16 protein-coding genes and 1 pseudogene are annotated in these 17,746 nt (G+C 34.3%); 7 read left to right on the plus strand and 10 right to left on the minus strand.

The window, feature by feature from the left end; all coding sequences use genetic code 11:
- Positions 1–47 precede the first annotated feature (47 nt).
- Together BUB03_RS13055 and BUB03_RS21580 are read right to left on the minus strand one after the other, a co-directional pair.
- A complete protein-coding gene (locus BUB03_RS13055) occupies positions 48–653 on the minus strand; it encodes a serine acetyltransferase (RefSeq protein WP_052003811.1) in 606 nt (201 codons plus the stop codon).
- 9 nt (positions 654–662) lie between these two features.
- Positions 663–1,219, minus strand: a pseudogene (locus BUB03_RS21580) (glycosyltransferase).
- A gap of 70 nt (positions 1,220–1,289) precedes the next feature.
- Here BUB03_RS21580 and BUB03_RS13070 point away from each other — a divergent pair.
- Positions 1,290–1,613 carry a DUF4298 domain-containing protein gene (locus tag BUB03_RS13070; protein WP_139229435.1) on the plus strand — a complete coding sequence of 108 codons (324 nt, stop codon included), beginning with the start codon at positions 1,290–1,292 and terminating at the stop codon, positions 1,611–1,613.
- On the opposite strand, the gene BUB03_RS13075 is transcribed toward BUB03_RS13070, so the two are convergent.
- Positions 1,597–1,857, minus strand: a complete 261-nt coding sequence (locus tag BUB03_RS13075) for a hypothetical protein (RefSeq protein WP_052003810.1) — start codon at positions 1,855–1,857, stop codon at positions 1,597–1,599. The genes BUB03_RS13070 and BUB03_RS13075 overlap by 17 nt on opposite strands.
- Positions 1,858–2,072: 215 nt before the next feature.
- On the opposite strand from BUB03_RS13075, the gene BUB03_RS13080 reads away from it, so the two are divergent.
- The 3 genes from BUB03_RS13080 (at position 2,073) to BUB03_RS22115 (ending at position 5,972) form a co-directional block, all read left to right on the plus strand.
- The gene (locus tag BUB03_RS13080; RefSeq protein WP_034737333.1) at positions 2,073–2,912 is read left to right on the plus strand and encodes an RteC domain-containing protein; all 840 of its coding nucleotides are present in this window, start codon (positions 2,073–2,075) and stop codon (positions 2,910–2,912) included.
- Positions 2,913–3,174: 262 nt separating this feature from the next.
- Positions 3,175–4,725 carry a type I restriction-modification system subunit M gene (locus tag BUB03_RS13085; protein WP_034737331.1) on the plus strand — a complete coding sequence of 517 codons (1,551 nt, stop codon included), beginning with the start codon at positions 3,175–3,177 and terminating at the stop codon, positions 4,723–4,725.
- Between the two features lie 47 nt (positions 4,726–4,772).
- Complete coding sequence (locus BUB03_RS22115; RefSeq protein WP_083538921.1) at positions 4,773–5,972, plus strand: restriction endonuclease subunit S; 1,200 nt, start codon at positions 4,773–4,775, stop codon at positions 5,970–5,972.
- Here BUB03_RS22115 and BUB03_RS13100 read toward each other — a convergent pair.
- On the minus strand, positions 5,965–6,597 hold the full coding sequence (locus BUB03_RS13100; protein ID WP_228417886.1) for a restriction endonuclease subunit S: 633 nt from the start codon (positions 6,595–6,597) through the stop codon (positions 5,965–5,967). The genes BUB03_RS22115 and BUB03_RS13100 overlap by 8 nt on opposite strands.
- Before the next feature lie 121 nt (positions 6,598–6,718).
- Between BUB03_RS13100 and BUB03_RS13105 the strand changes: the two genes are divergently transcribed.
- The gene (locus BUB03_RS13105; RefSeq protein ID WP_228417892.1) at positions 6,719–7,153 is read left to right on the plus strand and encodes a restriction endonuclease subunit S; all 435 of its coding nucleotides are present in this window, start codon (positions 6,719–6,721) and stop codon (positions 7,151–7,153) included.
- Here the strand turns inward: BUB03_RS13105 and BUB03_RS13110 are convergent.
- Entirely contained in the window at positions 7,146–8,267 is a 1,122-nt protein-coding gene (locus BUB03_RS13110; protein ID WP_073063833.1) for a restriction endonuclease subunit S, read from the minus strand. The two genes, BUB03_RS13105 and BUB03_RS13110, sit on opposite strands and share 8 nt — an antisense overlap.
- An 84-nt stretch (positions 8,268–8,351) precedes the next feature.
- Between BUB03_RS13110 and BUB03_RS13115 the strand changes: the two genes are divergently transcribed.
- Together BUB03_RS13115 and BUB03_RS13120 are read left to right on the plus strand one after the other, a co-directional pair.
- Entirely contained in the window at positions 8,352–9,278 is a 927-nt protein-coding gene (locus tag BUB03_RS13115) for a tyrosine-type recombinase/integrase (RefSeq protein ID WP_034737319.1), read from the plus strand.
- 90 nt (positions 9,279–9,368) lie between these two features.
- A complete protein-coding gene (locus BUB03_RS13120) occupies positions 9,369–12,236 on the plus strand; it encodes a type I restriction endonuclease subunit R (RefSeq protein WP_034737317.1) in 2,868 nt (955 codons plus the stop codon).
- Positions 12,237–12,646: 410 nt separating this feature from the next.
- On the opposite strand, the gene BUB03_RS13125 is transcribed toward BUB03_RS13120, so the two are convergent.
- The 5 genes from BUB03_RS13125 to BUB03_RS13145 all read right to left on the minus strand — a co-directional run bounded on the left by BUB03_RS13125 (position 12,647) and on the right by BUB03_RS13145 (position 17,733).
- The gene (locus BUB03_RS13125; RefSeq protein WP_073063836.1) at positions 12,647–13,129 is read right to left on the minus strand and encodes a hypothetical protein; all 483 of its coding nucleotides are present in this window, start codon (positions 13,127–13,129) and stop codon (positions 12,647–12,649) included.
- A gap of 59 nt (positions 13,130–13,188) precedes the next feature.
- Positions 13,189–13,719: a hypothetical protein gene (locus BUB03_RS13130; RefSeq protein WP_073063839.1), complete on the minus strand. Its 531-nt coding sequence runs from the start codon at positions 13,717–13,719 to the stop codon at positions 13,189–13,191.
- A 70-nt stretch (positions 13,720–13,789) separates the two neighbouring features.
- A complete protein-coding gene (locus BUB03_RS13135) occupies positions 13,790–16,078 on the minus strand; it encodes a cation:proton antiporter (RefSeq protein ID WP_073063842.1) in 2,289 nt (762 codons plus the stop codon).
- A 199-nt stretch (positions 16,079–16,277) separates the two neighbouring features.
- Entirely contained in the window at positions 16,278–16,985 is a 708-nt protein-coding gene (locus BUB03_RS13140; protein ID WP_073063845.1) for a LytR/AlgR family response regulator transcription factor, read from the minus strand.
- On the minus strand, positions 16,963–17,733 hold the full coding sequence (locus tag BUB03_RS13145; protein ID WP_083538923.1) for a histidine kinase: 771 nt from the start codon (positions 17,731–17,733) through the stop codon (positions 16,963–16,965). The genes BUB03_RS13140 and BUB03_RS13145 overlap by 23 nt, the downstream gene beginning before the upstream one ends.
- Between the last annotated feature and the right edge of the window lie 13 nt (positions 17,734–17,746).

Raw genomic sequence — 17,746 nt, forward strand, 5'->3', positions numbered from 1 at the left:
GGCTCATATTTTTAGTGTGTAGTAAAACTAAAATATGAAAAAAGGAGCTACCTGAACAGATGGCTCCTTATATTTTTTTTGTCGGTTAGTAGTGATTTAATTTTATTATTAATGTATCCCATTGTAGCATTGGTATTGCTACTGATGCTTGCGGGATTGCCGATAACCACAGAATGATCAGGAATATCGAAATTCACATAAGCGTTCGGTGCGATCAGAACATTGTTGCCAATTGATATTTTTCCCACCAACACCGCGTTTGGACCAATCCACACTTCGTCACCAATCACAGGAACGCCCTCATTTTTTCTACGGTTGGCTTGGGCAATCGATACGCCTTGTGCGATGTTGCAGTTTTTTCCAATTTTCGCTTTTGGGTTGATCACCACGTTTCCCCAATGTCCCAAATAAAAACCCTCTCCAATTTGTGTTTCCGGATAGATTTGGAAGCCGTATTTAATTTGATGATGCCTTAAAACTAATCGCCAAAACATTCCTAATACAGAGTTTTTCCTATAATGCTGGGTTTTCCGTAAGATATAGATAAAATGCAAGTTGGGATTGATGCATTTTGCCCAAATTTGCAAAGGAGACAGCCAATTTCCGCTTTCCCTATAAAAATCCTTCTGGATACTAGTGTGATTACTTTGCATAAGACAAAATTAAAGATTATCGATGATTTTTTGAATGTGTTGCACAGATTTTTCGAGGGTAAATGGCATTTGGTAACCTTTCATATTTTCCAGGTATTTGTCGAAAGATTCTGGATTTTCAAGTGCTTTTTTCATTCCATCATAAATTCCCTGTTCGGAATTTTCTACAATAAGTCCTAATTTTCCGTTTTCCAGCATTTCGCTAACTCCCGAAACTTCGGTGGCGATAATTTTCTTTTTTAAAGTAATTGCTTCAAATAAAACCGTCGGAAAACCTTCATATCTCGAGCTCAGAACAAAGAAATCCGCATTCCGAAAGTGCGGATAAGGATTGCTTTTACCGGAATATCCTGAAGCCGGTTGGTGGTAATCATCTCGCCTTTGTTCAGGTAAATAACATTAATCCAATCTGGGATTTCACTCAGATATTTTCCGGAATACAAATTCAGTAGAAGATCAATTTCGTATTTATCGTCCGGAAGTTTTTTAAGAAAAGTCGCCAAAACTTTTTCTGCGCCGCCATGACGCAGAGAACCGATTCGGACGAGGATTTTCTTTTTTTTCATGCTAAGGAAACCGTCTTTGCAAACTTAATTTTCATCAAATATACGTTTAGTCTTTTTTAAATTTTTATTTTTGAAGCAAATTTTAATGGAAATGGAAATTGATCTTGAAAGAATCACCGAGATGGAAAATGCCTTGAACCAAACCGACCAGTTGATCAAGGAAATGGAAAATCTATTGAAAAAATGGGAAGAGAACCTACCCAATTACCAAAAACTTTATAATTATTACTACAGCGAAGAATGGAGCAAAGATTTCGAAGCGGCGAACGAAAATAAATTTCCAGTCGGTTTCCCACACGGTGTTTTGAGTGAAGATGCGGCTTACAATACGTTGGGAGATTTCCGCGAACTGTCGCTAAGAATGTTGAAAATTGGCGTTAAGGGCGTGGAGTAGAATTTTTCACAGGTTTGTAGGTGTGCGGAAGATTTTTTTGGAGATAATCTTCGAGTGCTTTTCGGTTTTGTTCCAATTCTCGCGGATACATCACATTGTTCGTCAGCAATCGTTCGCCATATTCATCAATAGTACAAATGAATTTCGCGGGACTTCCAACATAATCCGAATTATCTGGAACAGAAGAACTTACTACGCTTAAAGAACCGATAATACAGTTGTTTCCTATGGAAACTCCCGGCATGATAACACTTCATATTTTTAGTGTGTAGTAAAACTAAAATATGAAAAAAGAAGCTACCTGAACAGATGGCTCCTTATATTTTTTTGTCGGTTAGTAGTGATTTTTTTTATGTAAATAGTTTGGCTTGTTTGAGGATAGCTTCTATAAATACTTTTTAACTATTTGTATTTCAAAATACTTCATATGAAAAAAACTAACAAATAGTAGTTTACTAAATGACATCTTCACTAAATCATATCATATCGGAGATACAGCGAAAAGAAAATGCTATTTCGCTGTCTGCACCTAATACTATTGATGAAGCATATCAAATGACTATATACCTAAAAGAATATTTATGGTCAATAAGAGAAGACATTACAAAGCAAGGTTTTAAAAACCATTGGGAGGAGATCAATTTCTTTCGCAATATCAAGCCATATATTCTCTCCAAGCTTATTTACCACAATAAGATATTTCGCATACAGACAGCTTGCCCTGTTGATGGAGGGAAAATGTATGCGAGTTATTTTTTGGAACAGTTGAAGGAATTAAAACAGGAATACAGGGAGCATATCTACAATTCAGATTTTTACAGATATTACCGTTCAGGAAGAACCGACCGTGATGAAACCTACTTTAGATTAGGTAATATTAATTTCCACGATGGTTTGAATAGTTTTGTATTTGAAATTGACCCCCTGTTTTCAACTTATTATGATAACAAAGTGGCTCGGATAATAGCCAATGAACTACTCTATACCTACATTCTCCAAAAAATCAATGATGATGAAATGGCAGATTTTTCTGCGAGGGATATATCTGATAGCATCCTTTGGACGGATACCAAAAATGCCTTGATAGAACTGATTTATGCTCTTTACGCAAATAGCTCTCTTTCTGATGGTAAAATAGGAATACGCAAAATCAGTTTGGCTTTAGAAAGAATGTTTCAGATTTCTTTAGGAGATTTGCATCATTCTTTCCATCGAATGAAATATCGTGCAGGTTCCCGAACCGCATTTTTAGACCAACTGAAATCTTCTTTAGAAGAATATATGGATAAAGATTTGTAAACGAATACTTCTAAGATAGCCTTGTCAAAAACAGATGAATAAAATGAAAGAAAAAAAAGTTCTTTAAATTATTATAGAAAGAAATAGATGACTTCTCCTAGTATTACTTGTAATAAACGAATTTTTAAAATTTTCTAGACCAAATTTATCTATTCAAACAACCACCTTTTTTACAGCCTACATAATGTTTAGTAGCTAAAAGTTTACTATTTTAGTGGATTCTTAAGGATTAAAAATCCCTAATCAAATAACGCTTATTTCAATGTCAGAAGAACAGAAGAAAATATTAGAGCAACAGCTCTGGAATATAGCCAATACGTTACGTGGAAAAATGAATGCAGATGAATTCCGAGATTATATTTTGGGATTTATTTTTTATAAGTATTTGGCTGAAAAAATGGAAATCTATGCGAATTCCATTTTGGAAGAAGATCAAATCCAATTCAGAGATATCAAAGAAGATACGCCTAAAGGTTTAGAATATATTGGAGCTATTCGAGAAGAAGCTCTGGAAACATTGGGTTATTTTTTAAAGCCTTCTGAACTATTTAGCGAAATTACCAAAAGAGGTGATAACAATTTCATCCTTGAAGATTTACAAAAAATCCTGACCAATATCCAGCTCAGTACAATGGGAACACAAAGTGAAGAAGACTTTGAGGACTTGTTCTCTGATATGGATTTGAATAGTAATAATCTGGGTAGAACTGCTGATGCTAGAAATACACTTATTGTAAAAGTTCTAAAGCATCTCGATGAAATTGACTTCAAATTGAATGATACAGAATTGGATGTTTTAGGAGATGCTTATGAGTATTTGATCGGTCAGTTTGCCAGCGGTGCAGGAAAAAAAGCGGGAGAGTTTTATACGCCTCAAGAAGTATCCAAAATTCTTGCAAAAATTGTTACAACAGGTAAAAATCGTTTAAAATCGGTATATGACCCAACTTGTGGTTCAGGATCATTACTATTACGTGTTGCAAGAGAAGTAAAAGATGTCAATAATTTCTACGGACAAGAAATGAACCGTACAACGTACAATCTTGCTCGCATGAATATGATCTTGCATGGAGTGCATTATCGTCAGTTCGATATAAAACAAGAGGATACACTAGAACATCCACAGCATTTAAACGATATGCCATTTGAAGCAATTGTCGCAAATCCTCCTTTTTCAGCGAAATGGAGTGCCAATCCATTATTTTTAAATGATGACCGTTTTAGCCAATATGGAAAATTAGCTCCTTCAAGCAAAGCTGACTTTGCATTTGTGCAACACATGATTTATCATTTGGCAGAGAATGGAACAATGGCTATTGTTCTGCCTCATGGTGTGTTGTTCCGTGGAGCATCAGAACTGCATATTCGTAAATACCTGATTGAACAGAAAAATTATTTGGATGCGGTCATAGGCTTACCTGCCAATATTTTCTACGGAACAAGTATACCAACTTGTATTCTGGTATTTAAAAAGTGTAAGGAAGATCCTGACAATATCTTATTTATTGATGCCAGTAAAGAATTCGAGAAAGTTAAGAACCAAAATATGTTACGGGAAGAACATATCGATAAGATTGTTGAAACCTACCGTAACAGAACGACTATTGAAAAATACAGTCACTTAGCTACCCTAAAAGAAGTTGAAGAGAATGACTATAACCTCAACATTCCTCGCTACGTAGATACATTTGAAGCCGAAGAAGAAATCGATATTCAATCCGTAATGCAGGAAATCAAATCTTTAGAAGCAAAACGAGCGCAACTGGACAAAGAGATTGATGTGTACTTCAAAGAATTGGGACTTGTTTTTTAATTTTTTACATCCTTAATGTTTTTACTAACGAAAATTGAATCATCGAGATGATAAATAAAAAATTAAAAGTAGGTAACGTTCCTAATTTGAGATTTCCTGAATTTACTGAGGAATGGGAAACTAAGAAGTTGGGGGAAGTGATGCACTTTAAAGTAACCAACTCCTTTTCTCGTGAAAATTTAAATTACGAAGTCGGTACGGTAAAAAATATCCATTACGGAGATATTCACACTAAATTTCAAACCTTATTTGACACTACTAAGGAAGTAGTCCCTTTCATAAATGAAGAAATAAATCTTGACAGGATTTCTGATGAAAATTATTGCAAAGAAGGAGATGTAATTTTTGCTGATGCTTCAGAAGATTTGAATGATGTGGGAAAAAGTATCGAAATTATAAATGTCAATAGCGAAAAATTATTATCAGGTTTACACACCTTATTAGGAAGACCAAAATCAAGTATTTTCCACTTGGGCTTTAATGGTTATTTATTCAAATCCAATTCTGTCAGAACCCAAATTCAAAAAGAATCCCAAGGGTCGAAGGTTTTAAGTATCAATACTGGAAGGATTTCAAAAATAGAATTATCATTTCCCTCCGTAAATGAGCAAGAAAGAATCACTATTTTATTGAGTTTGATGGATGAACGTATTCAAACCCAAAACAAAATAATTGAGGAGCTGAAGTTATTAAAGATTACGCTTCGCAATCAACTATACGAACAAATTCTTAATCAAGAAAATGAATATGTTCAAGTTAAGGATACTTTAAACTATGAACAGCCAACTAAATATTTGGTTACAAATACAGATTATTCATCTGATATTTCGCTAATTCCAGTTCTAACTGCAAATAAAGCTTTTGTATTAGGATATACCGATGAAGAATTTGGTATTTATGACAAAGGTCAATGTATCATTTTCGATGATTTTACAATGGATATAAAGTTTGTTAATTTTATATTCAAAGTAAAATCTTCAGCAATTAAAATACTGACAGCGAAACCAAATGTTAACCTAAAATTTATATTTGAGTATTTGTCATTTTTAAATCTATCATCAAATGAACACAAACGGCATTATATATCAGAAATTGAGCCTATGGAAATGCAATTACCAAATTATGTTCAACAAACATATGTTGCAGATTTTCTATCAAGTATTGACGATAAAATAAAAACTGAATTTGAAATTCATACGCTATTACTTAAGCAGAAACAATACTTGTTAGCTAATTTATTTATATAAATAAATTAGCTAACAAGTATCTCTTTTGTTCTTCAAATTTATGCAATAGTTGGCTTTCAATATCAATCTTTGAATCTATAGATGAAAGGTAATCAGCAATCTTTTTTTGCTCTTCAATACAAGGTAAATCAAATTTAATTCTCGCAAAATTGTCATAGAAAAGATAATCTCTTACTCCTCCTTCAACATTTTTTAAAACTTCTCTATTAAAAAAATCTGTCTTTAGATATTGATATAGAAAGTTATCATTTACGATGTTATCTGTTTTAAAACAAACATACAATGAACTGATAATAATATTCTCTAAGTTTTCACTATAGCCAATAGATCCCACATTAATTCTTGCTGGATTATAGGCAAAGGTGTTCTTGTCAATTATTTTGTATAATTTAATATCGTAGCCTCTATCTTCGCTATCAACTCCCTCGAATTGCTCACTTTGCGGAACGAATCCTAATTTGTTATTTATAGAATAAACAGGAAGCTTTTCGTTATTTTTATTTCTCTTATTTATAAGAGTTGTAACCTCTCCCAACTTTTTAGTATTCCAATCTATATAATTTTTATTGTTTCCATTTTTAAATCTCAATTGACGTGAGAATAATTTCTTACTAATCGTAATCACATAGGAAATAAAATCCCTAATTAAAGGGCTTTGTCAGAAACTAATTCTAAATCAAGTACCAAATAAGAAAATAAATAATTGTGTTTCTTGCTATTCATCATCATTAACAGAATCTGATGTAATTGATAAAAATGGAATTTACCCAGTTTATGGAGCTACAGGTGTTATTGCATTTACGGAAAATTCTCAAATTAATGAAGATGCGATTTTAATAATAAAAGATGGTTCTGGAGTTGGAAAGGTTCAATACGCATCGGATAAGTTTTCGGTTATTGGTACTTTGAACTATCTAACTGTAAAACCAGATGTTAATTTGAAGTATATTTTTTTCTGTTTAAAATTCTTCAACTTTGAGAAATACAAAGTTGGCTCTGGGATTCCGCATATCTATTTCAAAGATTATGGAGAATCATTAATTTTTTGCCCATCACTTGATGAACAAGGTAATATTGAGAAATTACTATCATCACTTGATGAGAAAATAAATATTGAAAAGACGTTATTAAAAAAATATGAAATACAAAAAAAGAACCTTTTACAGAACTTGTTTATATAAATAGGCTCTGTAACAGATATTGTTTTTGACAATGGTATTTATCTAAAATATTTTTTTCTGTTTGAATTTTTGTTTCAATAACAGAAAGAAAATTGGCAATGGTAGTTTGCTCATCTAAACAAGGAGATTTGATAGGCATAGATTGAAACATTGGCAATCGTAATGACTTTACAGTAGAACCAACTGCTTTTGATTGTAAATATTTATCATCATTAAGTAAATGGTAATATAAATATTTTCCATTTATTCCTCTGAAATCAAAAATCGCATATGTTCGTTGATGAAGATCAAATTTTCCTATAAAATATTTAGGGATAAATTCTTGCCCTTCTCCTGGAACAATTACTGCTTCTTTATCAAACAAAAATCTACTACTTGTTCTAATATCTTGTGACCTGTCAAAAAACGTATATTCTCCATTTAAAATAGAATCTTCTCGATTAGAAGAACCAGTTGTAATGGTTGATATTTCGCCTAACTTCTTCACCTCCCATTTCTCTGTGAATTTCTTAAACCTAATTTTCTGCGAATATATTTTTTCACTTAGCCCTTTAATTAAGGTTTCTAATTGTTCAATTATTTTGTTTTGGGTTTGGATTCTTTCGTCAAGTAAAGCCAAAAATGAAGAAATTCTATTTTGCTCATTAAGCTTTGGTAGACTTAAAGAAAGAGAAGCTAGTTGACTTGAATATAAATGTACTACGGAAATACCTTGTGCTAAATTAGCTATTTCCATTTTCTTTTTACTGTTTAGATAATAAGACAAAAAGATTCCATTATTCTTAGTCTTAATGATATTCAAATCACCTCCTAGTGCAATCCCAGATTTCAAGACACAGGAAGCTGTTGCAATATCGATTGTTGTTTCGCCAGAAGCAGGAATTATGACGTCATTCATTTCACTTAAGACTAAAGTCGATGTATTTACATTAGTCTTGGATTTTATTTCATTGATAACTTCTCTGTAATGTGTATAGAGTTCGCCATATCTTATACATTCAATAATTCCATTTTCTTCTATATCACTTTTAGAAATTCCCTTTCCCTTTGAAAACGTAGCAATATCTCCCAACTTCTTAGTTTCCCATTCCTCAGTAAATTCAGGAAATCTCAAATTAGGAACCTTAGTTCCAAATCCATCTGGGGGATAAAGTGTCCTTAATTTCTTTCCTTTGAGATTTTAAAAAATTAAATTATAATGAATGAACAAAAACAACTCTCAGAAGTTATCGATCTATGGAAAATAGACAAAAAACAGTATGTAAAAAAGTCAAGTTTCTCAGCTTATACGCTATTGATTGAAAATCATCTACTGCCTAATTTCGGTAATAAAATTGCGATTGAAGAAGCTGATGTCCAAAGCTTTGTTTTTCAAAAGTTGGAAACAGGCTTAAGTCATAAAACAATTAAGGATATTTTAATTGTTCTGAAAATGATTTTGAAATTTGGAGCTAAAAACAAATGGTTGAAATATACCCCTTTTGATATTCAGTTTCCTACTGAACGAGAAAAGCACAATATTGAAGTGCTTACCAAGACTGATCAGAAAAAAATAATGAACTATATACAAGAGCATTTTACATTTAGGAATTTAGGTGTATATATATGTTTAAGTGCAGGAATGCGTATTGGGGAAGTATGTGCATTAACTTGGGAAGATATTGATACCGATAACGGAATTATCAGTGTTAACAGAACCATCCAGCGTATTTATATGATAGAAGATGGAACTCGTAGAACGGAATTGATTCTGGATACCCCTAAAACTAAAAATTCTATTCGTGAAATTCCGATAAGTAAGGATTTATTAAGAATATTGAAACCATTTAAAAAGATTGTGAATCCTTTATTTTTTGTATTGACAAACGATGCTAAACCAACTGAACCCAGAACCTACAGAAGCTATTACAAAAATTTAATGAAAGAATTAAAAATGCCTGAACTTAAATTTCACGGGTTAAGACATAGTTTCGCAACCCGATGTATTGAAAGTAATTGCGATTATAAAACGGTAAGTGTACTATTAGGGCATTCCAACATCAGCACTACGTTAAATCTTTATGTACATCCTAATATGGAACAAAAGAAGAAAGCTATTGAGCAGATGTTTAAGGCTCTTAGATAAGTTTTAGATTATGGATTAGGAGAACATTATATTTTGTTAAATTTGTACATAGGTAAAAAAAATAAGATAAACTCCTAATTCATAATTATTTTGAGCAAACAGTCCGAACAAATTCTAGAAGAGCAACTCATTGACCAATTACAGAAATTGGGATATAAATACGCTTTTATTGTTGATGAAATAGCTTTACTGGCAAACCTGAAAATACAATTAGAAAAGCATAATCATATACAATTTAGCGATAGTGAATTTGAAAAAGTATTGAATATACTTAATAAAGGTTCTGTATTCGAAAAAGCCAAAGTATTGCGTGAAAAAAAACATCACATTATTCGGGATAATGGTGATAACCTGTATTTTGAATTTCTCAATGTAGAACATTGGTGTCAGAACGAATATCAGGTAACCAATCAAATTACACAAGAAGGGAAATATGAAAATCGTTATGATGTTACCTTACTGGTGAATGGATTGCCTTTAGTGCAAATCGAGCTGAAACGAAGAGGTTTGGAAATGAAAGAAGCATTCAACCAAATCAACCGTTATCAAAAACATAGCTTTGGTGCTGGAAAGGGTTTGTTTCATTTTGTACAATTATTCGTTATAAGTAACGGTGTAAATACCAAATATTTCAGTAATTTTGGAACACATAAGCAGGAATATCTTCAGACGTTTCATTGGACAGACGAACAAAATAATCCATTAAATAATATTTTAAACGGCTTTACCGATTCTTTTTTAGAACCTTGTCATATCAGTAAAATGATCTGTAAGTATATCGTTCTGAATGAAACTGATAAACGTCTGATGGTACTTCGTCCATATCAGTATTATGCGGTAGAAAGTATTATCAAAAAGGTAAAAGAAAACGAAATTCTGAATGGCTATAACATCGAAAAAAATGGCTACATCTGGCATACAACTGGAAGTGGAAAAACCTTAACCAGTTTCAAAGCCAGTCAGATTCTATCCAAAATTCCAGCTATCAAAAAAGTGGTTTTTGTGGTAGATAGAAAAGATCTGGATTATCAAACCAACCAAGAGTATGATAAATTTAGTAAGGGCTCGGTAAGTTCTGCTACTAATACGGATGACCTCATTCGTAAATTAAACGACCCGAATGTTCGCATCATCGTTACCACCATTCAAAAGCTAAATAATGCAATTTCAGGAAGAAACTTATCAAAAATGAAATCCATTCAGCACGAAAGGATGGTTTTTATCTTTGACGAATGCCATCGTTCGCAATTTGGTGATACCCACAAAAACATCGTCAATTATTTTACCAATATTCAATTATTTGGCTTTACAGGCACTCCCATTTTGGCAGAGAATGCAGATGGAGAAAAAACAACCGCAAGCTTGTTTGGAAAATGTCTGCATAAATATGTAATTACAGATGCCATACGTGATGAGAATGTACTGAAGTTTTCTGTAGAATACATTCAGACTTTCAAACAGAAAGAACATATCATTGATTTAAAAGTAGAGCAAATCAATGAAACTGAAGTTTTTGAAGCTCCTGAACGAAAGGAAGCCATTGTAGATTACATCATTCAATACCACGATCAGAAAACCCAAAACAGGAAATTTTGTGCAATGATGTGTGTACAGGATATTGATTCGGTCATTCAATACTATGAAATTTTCAAGCGTAAAAAACAAGAGGAACAGCACGATTTAAAAATAGCGACTATTTTTAGCTTTGCTCAGAATGAAGAGGAAATGGAAGATGCTGTTTATTCCCAATTAGGAATGGTTGCTGAACCACAAGCAGTTTACGGCTACAAACCTCATCGTAGAGAATTATTAGAAACGTATGTACAAGACTTTAATGAATTATTTGGAGAGAAACAGAACGTAAAAGATACCGAAGGATTTTACAACTATTACAATGCGGTAGCCAAAAAATCAAAGCAAAACGAGACGGATATTTTGTTGGTAGCCAATATGTTTTTGACAGGATTTGATAGTAAGTATTTAAACACCTTATACGTTGATAAAAATCTGAAATATCATGGATTGATACAAGCATTTAGCCGTACCAATCGTATTCTGGATAAGAATAAAACACAGGGAAATATTGTATGTTTCCGAAACCTAAAAGACAAGACAGACGAAGCCATCGCTTTATTCAGCAACAAAGAAGCAATTGATGAGATTATTGTAGAACCATACGAAGCGTATGTAGAAAAGTTTAACGAAGCCACGCAGAAATTATTAGAAATCGTTCCACAAGTAGTATCTGTTGACGGTTTATATTCGGAAGAAGATCAGCTACAATTTATTTTGGCTTTCCGTGCCATGATGCGTTTGCACAAAAAAATGAGCCATTACACAGAATTTACTTGGGATGATTTACAGATGGAGGAACAACTTTTTGCCGATTATACCAGTAAATATCTGGATTTAAAGGAAAAACTCGATCCTACTGATCCGTCTAAAAAAGCGTCTATTCTTAATGATATAGATTTTGAATTGGAATTGATTAGGCGTGATACAATCAATGTAACTTACATACTTCAGTTATTGATTAAATTCAAGTCGAAACATAGTGCGAAAGACAAAGAAAGTATTGAAAAAGATATATTCAATTTACTGAACACCGAGGTCTCATTAAGAAGTAAAAGAGAATTGATTGAAAAATTTATTCAGGAAAGTTTACCACATATCGAAGATACGGATGCCATTCCAGAAGAGTTTGAAAAATTCTGGAATGTAGAGCAAGAAAAAGCACTTCAGGAACTAGTCAAAACAGAAAATCTTTCCGAAGAAAAAACAGAAAGACTGATAGAAAATTATTTGTTTACAGAACGTGAACCTTTGCGAAAAGAAATTTTAGATTTACGGAAAGAAGGAAGACCAAGTGTATTAAAATCTAAGGAAATCGGAGATCGTATTCTAAATAAAATCATTGGATTCGTAGATACTTTTGTTAATGGGATATCAGGAAATTAATGTTTTATTCTAGTAGGATTCATAAGAATCAAAAATATTTAAGAGCGATAAATAAAGGATAGGTTTTAATTTTCCTATCCTTCTATTTTTGTATATTTGCCTTGAGCTAACGGAAAGACGTTGAAAAGCAAAGCAGTAAGCACTGTTACCAAATCGTTACCTGACTATCTTTGATAATCTTTATAAAAGCTTAGTATTCAACCTATACAGCTTTTTCCTGAAAACTTTAAAATAAAAAACCCCGTCCTGGGACGAGGTTTAAGTTATGTTCATAAGAATCCTAGCCCAGATCTGAGTTAAAAATTCTGTAATAATATGTTGCGTTATTGAAATTCACAGAGCGAAGGTATAAAATATTTTTTAAACTCAGAATATTTTTGATTTTAATTCTCATCTTCATTCCGGTTTTATTAATCGGCACTGTGGATAATTATTCTTTTTACATCCTTATCAAGCTGTTCCAGACTTAAAGTTGTTACGCCGCCTTCAAACTGGAATTCAATGTCTGTCTTTTTAGGAGCAACGGTGTAGGTTATAGAGATAAGGCCGTCATTATTTATGTCTTTTGTAGCGCTTTTTTCCGGCAGATCGGCCAGTAGAAGCTCTGCCTTTTCAATGTCCTTATCTTTTATTGTTCTTTGATACACCTTGTCAATACTGATGTTTTTAAAGATACATTCCTGTTCAGTTTCGTATTCAATCTGTTTTTCTGTACATTCTTTCAGGACAGGAATTTCTTTGGTTTCAGCTGCAGGTCTATTTTCTGTAGTAGTGATTTGGACAGGAACACTGTCTTTTTTAGTAATTACAGTTTCATGCCCTGTTTTTTTTGATTCATTTTTACACGCCGTAAAAATGAAAAGACCAAGGCATACCAGACTTATTTTTTTCATATAAAATTAGATTCAATTACTTTTTTCCGGAAATAATGCTTAAAAGTAGTGAATATTCTTTATTGGGCAGCAATACGCAGGCGTTCTTCTATTTCATGGATTCTTTTGATCCAGTAATCTATTCCTTCAAGGTTGCTTACCCCTTCCTTTTTAGCCTTATTGCTGACAGCTGATAGTTTTTGCCAGTTTCTCTGATAATCTTTTTCGCGCTCTATCTTATTTTCGGGTTCTGTACGGTTTCTCCAGAATGTAAGAGATTCCTGGTAATCGGAGCGGACCTGTTCCAGATAAGAAATCAGAGTTTCTTTGTCCTCAGGAATATATCCGGGCCCGGAACATCCGCAGGAATGAAAGGTAATTCCCACACGGTACAGGCTTTTGATATGCTGCCACTGTTTGTCATCATTTTTTGCGGGAGATTTAAAATCAAGCCCCATATTGGCCATTAATTCTCCGCATTGCGGGCATTTGGCATCAACAGAAATGTCTGCATTCCTGTCAATATCTTTTAAAAGATAGCGCTTAAAGGTTTTTTGGCAGCTGAAACAGGCATAATGGGGCTTGTAAGCTACCATAGCATATCGGCACATACTGAATGTTTCTATAAATATACTGCTTTAGTGCTGTAATGTCCAAAATACAGTGGGAAAGGCCATGTCATCAGGGATTAGAGATAATTAAGGTTGAAGGAATATCAGACAGCCAGAGACTTTTGGTATCGATCAGGTTTTTCCAGCTTTTGCTGCTGACCAGCATCAGATCCTGGGAGTTAAGAAAGTCTTTTTCAATCTTTTTTTCGTTATATAAAGTAATATGATTGGGTGCTACCTGCTCAATACTTCTGATTAATTCTTTTACTTCGATATTGTTACGGATCTGTCCGGCTGCATCTAGAATGATAATCTGCGAATTGTTATTATTAATCAGTCTTTTGGCATACTCAAGAAGGTAAAAATCGCTCAGGTTAAAGATAGGAATAAACACCCTGTCCGCCGATTTGAAATCTTTTTCCACAAGAACCCCTACCGGAATATTGGTCTTGTCCAGAATCTGCAGAGTAAAGTCGTCAAAAGGAGAATTATTGAAAATATTTCCTTTCCCTTTTACTGTATTCAGGAGTTTCTCGGGGTTGATGATCTTTGTGGTGAATCCCAGGAGCCTGCCCAGTAAGCTTCCTTCGTACATCGATTTGCCAAGCATGATCAGCAGAAGATCGTAATTTCCTTTATTCGAAATGCTCGTAAGATCGTTTTCAATATCTGTGGAAGCTTTGAAAAGGGTGGTTATTTCCAGATTCAGATCACGGGATGTTTCAATGATATCTTTGAACTGCTCTTTTTCATAATGGTTGATATCAAAAGTGTGAAGTTCATCAACAGGGGCAATATGCATGGCGGTTACACTTTTATTCCCGTTCATTTTATGAGTGAGATTATCTGCAAGATGAATGAGGGTACTTCCTGATTTTGCCGTTTCAAAAGATAGAAGGACTCGGTATTTGGCATCATTTTCCTCTTCTTCATCCTCTTCTATCATTGATTTTTTACCTTTAAAAAGATAATTGATCAGATCAAGACAAGGCCCGGTCATAAAAGTGGTAAAAAGTGCCATAATCACAAGCATGGCAAACAGCTCAGGGCCTAAAACCCCCAGATCATACCCGATATTCAGAACAATCAGCTCTGTAAGTCCTCTGGTATTCATCAACGCGCCAATGGTGAGGCTGTCTTTCCAGCTCATATTCAGAAATTTTGCGGTCAGTGCACTTCCTACAAATTTACCGACTACCGCAGTGAGAATGATCAATCCTCCGATTTTCCATAAATGAGGATCATTCAGCAGTCCGATCTGGGTTCTCAATCCGGTAAATACAAAGAAAAGAGGGAGTAATAAAACCAAAGCAATATCTTCTACTTTCTCTATGAAAAGATTTCTGAATTTTACATTTTCGGGCATGATAGCGCCAGCCATGAATGCTCCAAAAAGTGCGTGGATACCAATAACTTCCGTTGCATAAGATGATATGATCAGTACCAGGAAAAAGATGGCAACCAGCCCTTTGCTGATGAAACCTTTTCCTTTCTGAGACTCTGCGATTCTGTTCAGGAACGGTCTTACCGCCTTGATCATGATGAAAACATACAGAATGGCCATCAGGATCACAAATACTGATCCTGAAAAAGATCCGGCTTTTACAATGGCAATAACGGCTGCCAGGATGCACCATGCCGTAATATCATCTGCCGCTGCACAGGTAATTACAACGGTTCCTATTTTTGTCTTGTGAAGGTTTCTTTCCTGTACAATCCTTGCCAGTACAGGAAAAGCTGTAATACTCATGGCAATAGCTATAAATAAGGCAAAGGAACTGAACTGGATACCTTCCGGAGCAAATTCCTTATAAATCAGGTAAGAGAGCCCGACTCCCAGCGCAAAAGGGATAATGATACTTGCATGGCTTATCACCACGGCATCATGCGCTTTTTTTCTAAGCACACTTAGATCAAGTTCCATTCCTACGATGTACATAAAAAGGATCAAACCGATCTGGCTTAGGAACTGTAGATTGGGTAATGATTCTTTTGGAAAAATAAAAGCTGAAAGTTCAGGGAAATAAAGTCCGAAAAGGGATGGACCGAGTACGATACCGGCAATCATTTCTCCGATTACTGAAGGCTGTTTTAACTTCACACAGATCCATCCGAAAAGTTTGGCTACCAGAATAATGGTAACGATCTGAGCTAGAAGCAGTGCGAGAGGATGATGAAGATTTGTCAGAAAAGAATCCGAGAAGTTTTCCCACATTGTAGTGCCAGTGGACTTACCGGGGGTAATGTTTTCTCCTATTTCCAACGTCTTACCTTCAATAAAAAACCAGTACATCAGGCATGAAAAGAATGCAATGGTACTGATGTAAAAGATAATGTTTCTGTATTTTCCCCAATTCATGATTCCGATATTTTAATGCAAAGTTGATAAGAATATATTGATGTTAACAACTTCTCTTTTTAAAATGTAATAAATGTTCTGAAAAATGTAATAAAATGGATTTTAATAAACACAGCTTTTTAAAATCATCCCGTTAAAAAGGGTGATATGAGAGAAATGAAGCCTGCAAATTATCAAATACTAATCATGCGAAGTGAAGTTACTTTCCAAACAGTTCCATTAATGAATGCTTATAAGCTTCGCCAATCTGTAACTTCAGGGAATTATTTTCTATCTGAACAGTGGTAATGATTTCGTTGGTAGAAAAAGCTTTGATGGAAGACAGGGCAATGATCTCTTTTTTATTTACCTGTGCAAAGTCTTTAGGAGGAAGCATTTCAAGAAGATTCTTAAAAGTCAGGTTTTTCAGGACGATGGTAGTGCCGTCGTTCAGGATTATGTCTTTGTCGCGGCTGTCGATCTCAGAGGTTTTAATATAAGTGATCTGTTCCGTGAAAATCACGGTTCTGCCGATATTGGTGTTCCACTCAATTAAATCTTTTTTATGAGGAACATCTACCAGCTCTTTTGCTTTTTCGAAGGCCTGGATCAGTCTTTCTTTTTTGATGGGTTTTCTCACGTAATCTACCACATTAAGGTCGAAAGCTTCTGCCGCATATTCTTTGTAGGCGGTGGTAAATATGATTTTTTTAGACCCGGAAATGCGCTCTGCTACCTGGAGGCCTGTCATACCCGGCATTTCAATGTCAAGGATGCAGAGATTGCAGTCGAGGCTGTCTATTTCATTCAGAAAAATTTTAGGATCATTAAATGCTTTTACCACTTCTACATTTTCGATCTGCTCACATAGAAGTTTTAAATAGCTGATGGCCAGTAATTCATCATCAAGAATAACGCATTTTATCATAGAATTCTCCTAAATTGATTTTTAATTCTGCTGTGAATATACCGTTTTTCGAACTTTTTTCCATATGGTAATGGTTGTTGTAGATCATTTTAAGCCTCTGGTCCAGAGACTGGCTTCCAAAACCGCTGTTTTCTTTTGCAAGACTGTTTTTTAACGAAGCCTTGTTGCTCACTTTCATCATAAAAATCCTGTTTTCAAGCTCCATATGGATTGAAATGAAAGAATCCTGGGCCAGAAAATCGGTATGCTTGAAGGCATTTTCAATAAGGTCAACGGATATCAGAGGAGCAAAAACCTTTTCTTCGTAGAGGGCATCAGATTTATCGATCCTGGATTTGATCCTGAAATCAAAAAGAGGATTGATCTTTATTTTATTGATTTCAATAAGGCTTAAGGCAAAATCCAGTTCCTCTTTGGGACTTACAAATTTGTTATTGCTCTCGTAGAGGATATAATCCAGGACGTTGGCGAGCTTATCCAGGGACATATACGTCTGGTAGGCATGCGACTGTACGGAGTTCAGGATATTTTTAAACAGGTGCGGATTCAGCTTTGTACCGATATGTTCCAGCTGAACTTCATTCAGCTTCTGTTCGATGAGTTTGTTGGTCTCGGAAAGACGGGTATTTCTCTGTTTGATCCTGTTGTTTTGACTGAACAGGTAAATACTGACGGTAAGCAGAAAGAAAATAGCAAAAACTCCAATGAATATCAGATAATCGTGGATCATGTAGTAATTGCCTTCCATAAAAATAGCTTTA

Origin of the sequence: Chryseobacterium oranimense (assembly GCF_900129755.1) — a bacterium.
Lineage (GTDB): Bacteria > Bacteroidota > Bacteroidia > Flavobacteriales > Weeksellaceae > Chryseobacterium > Chryseobacterium oranimense.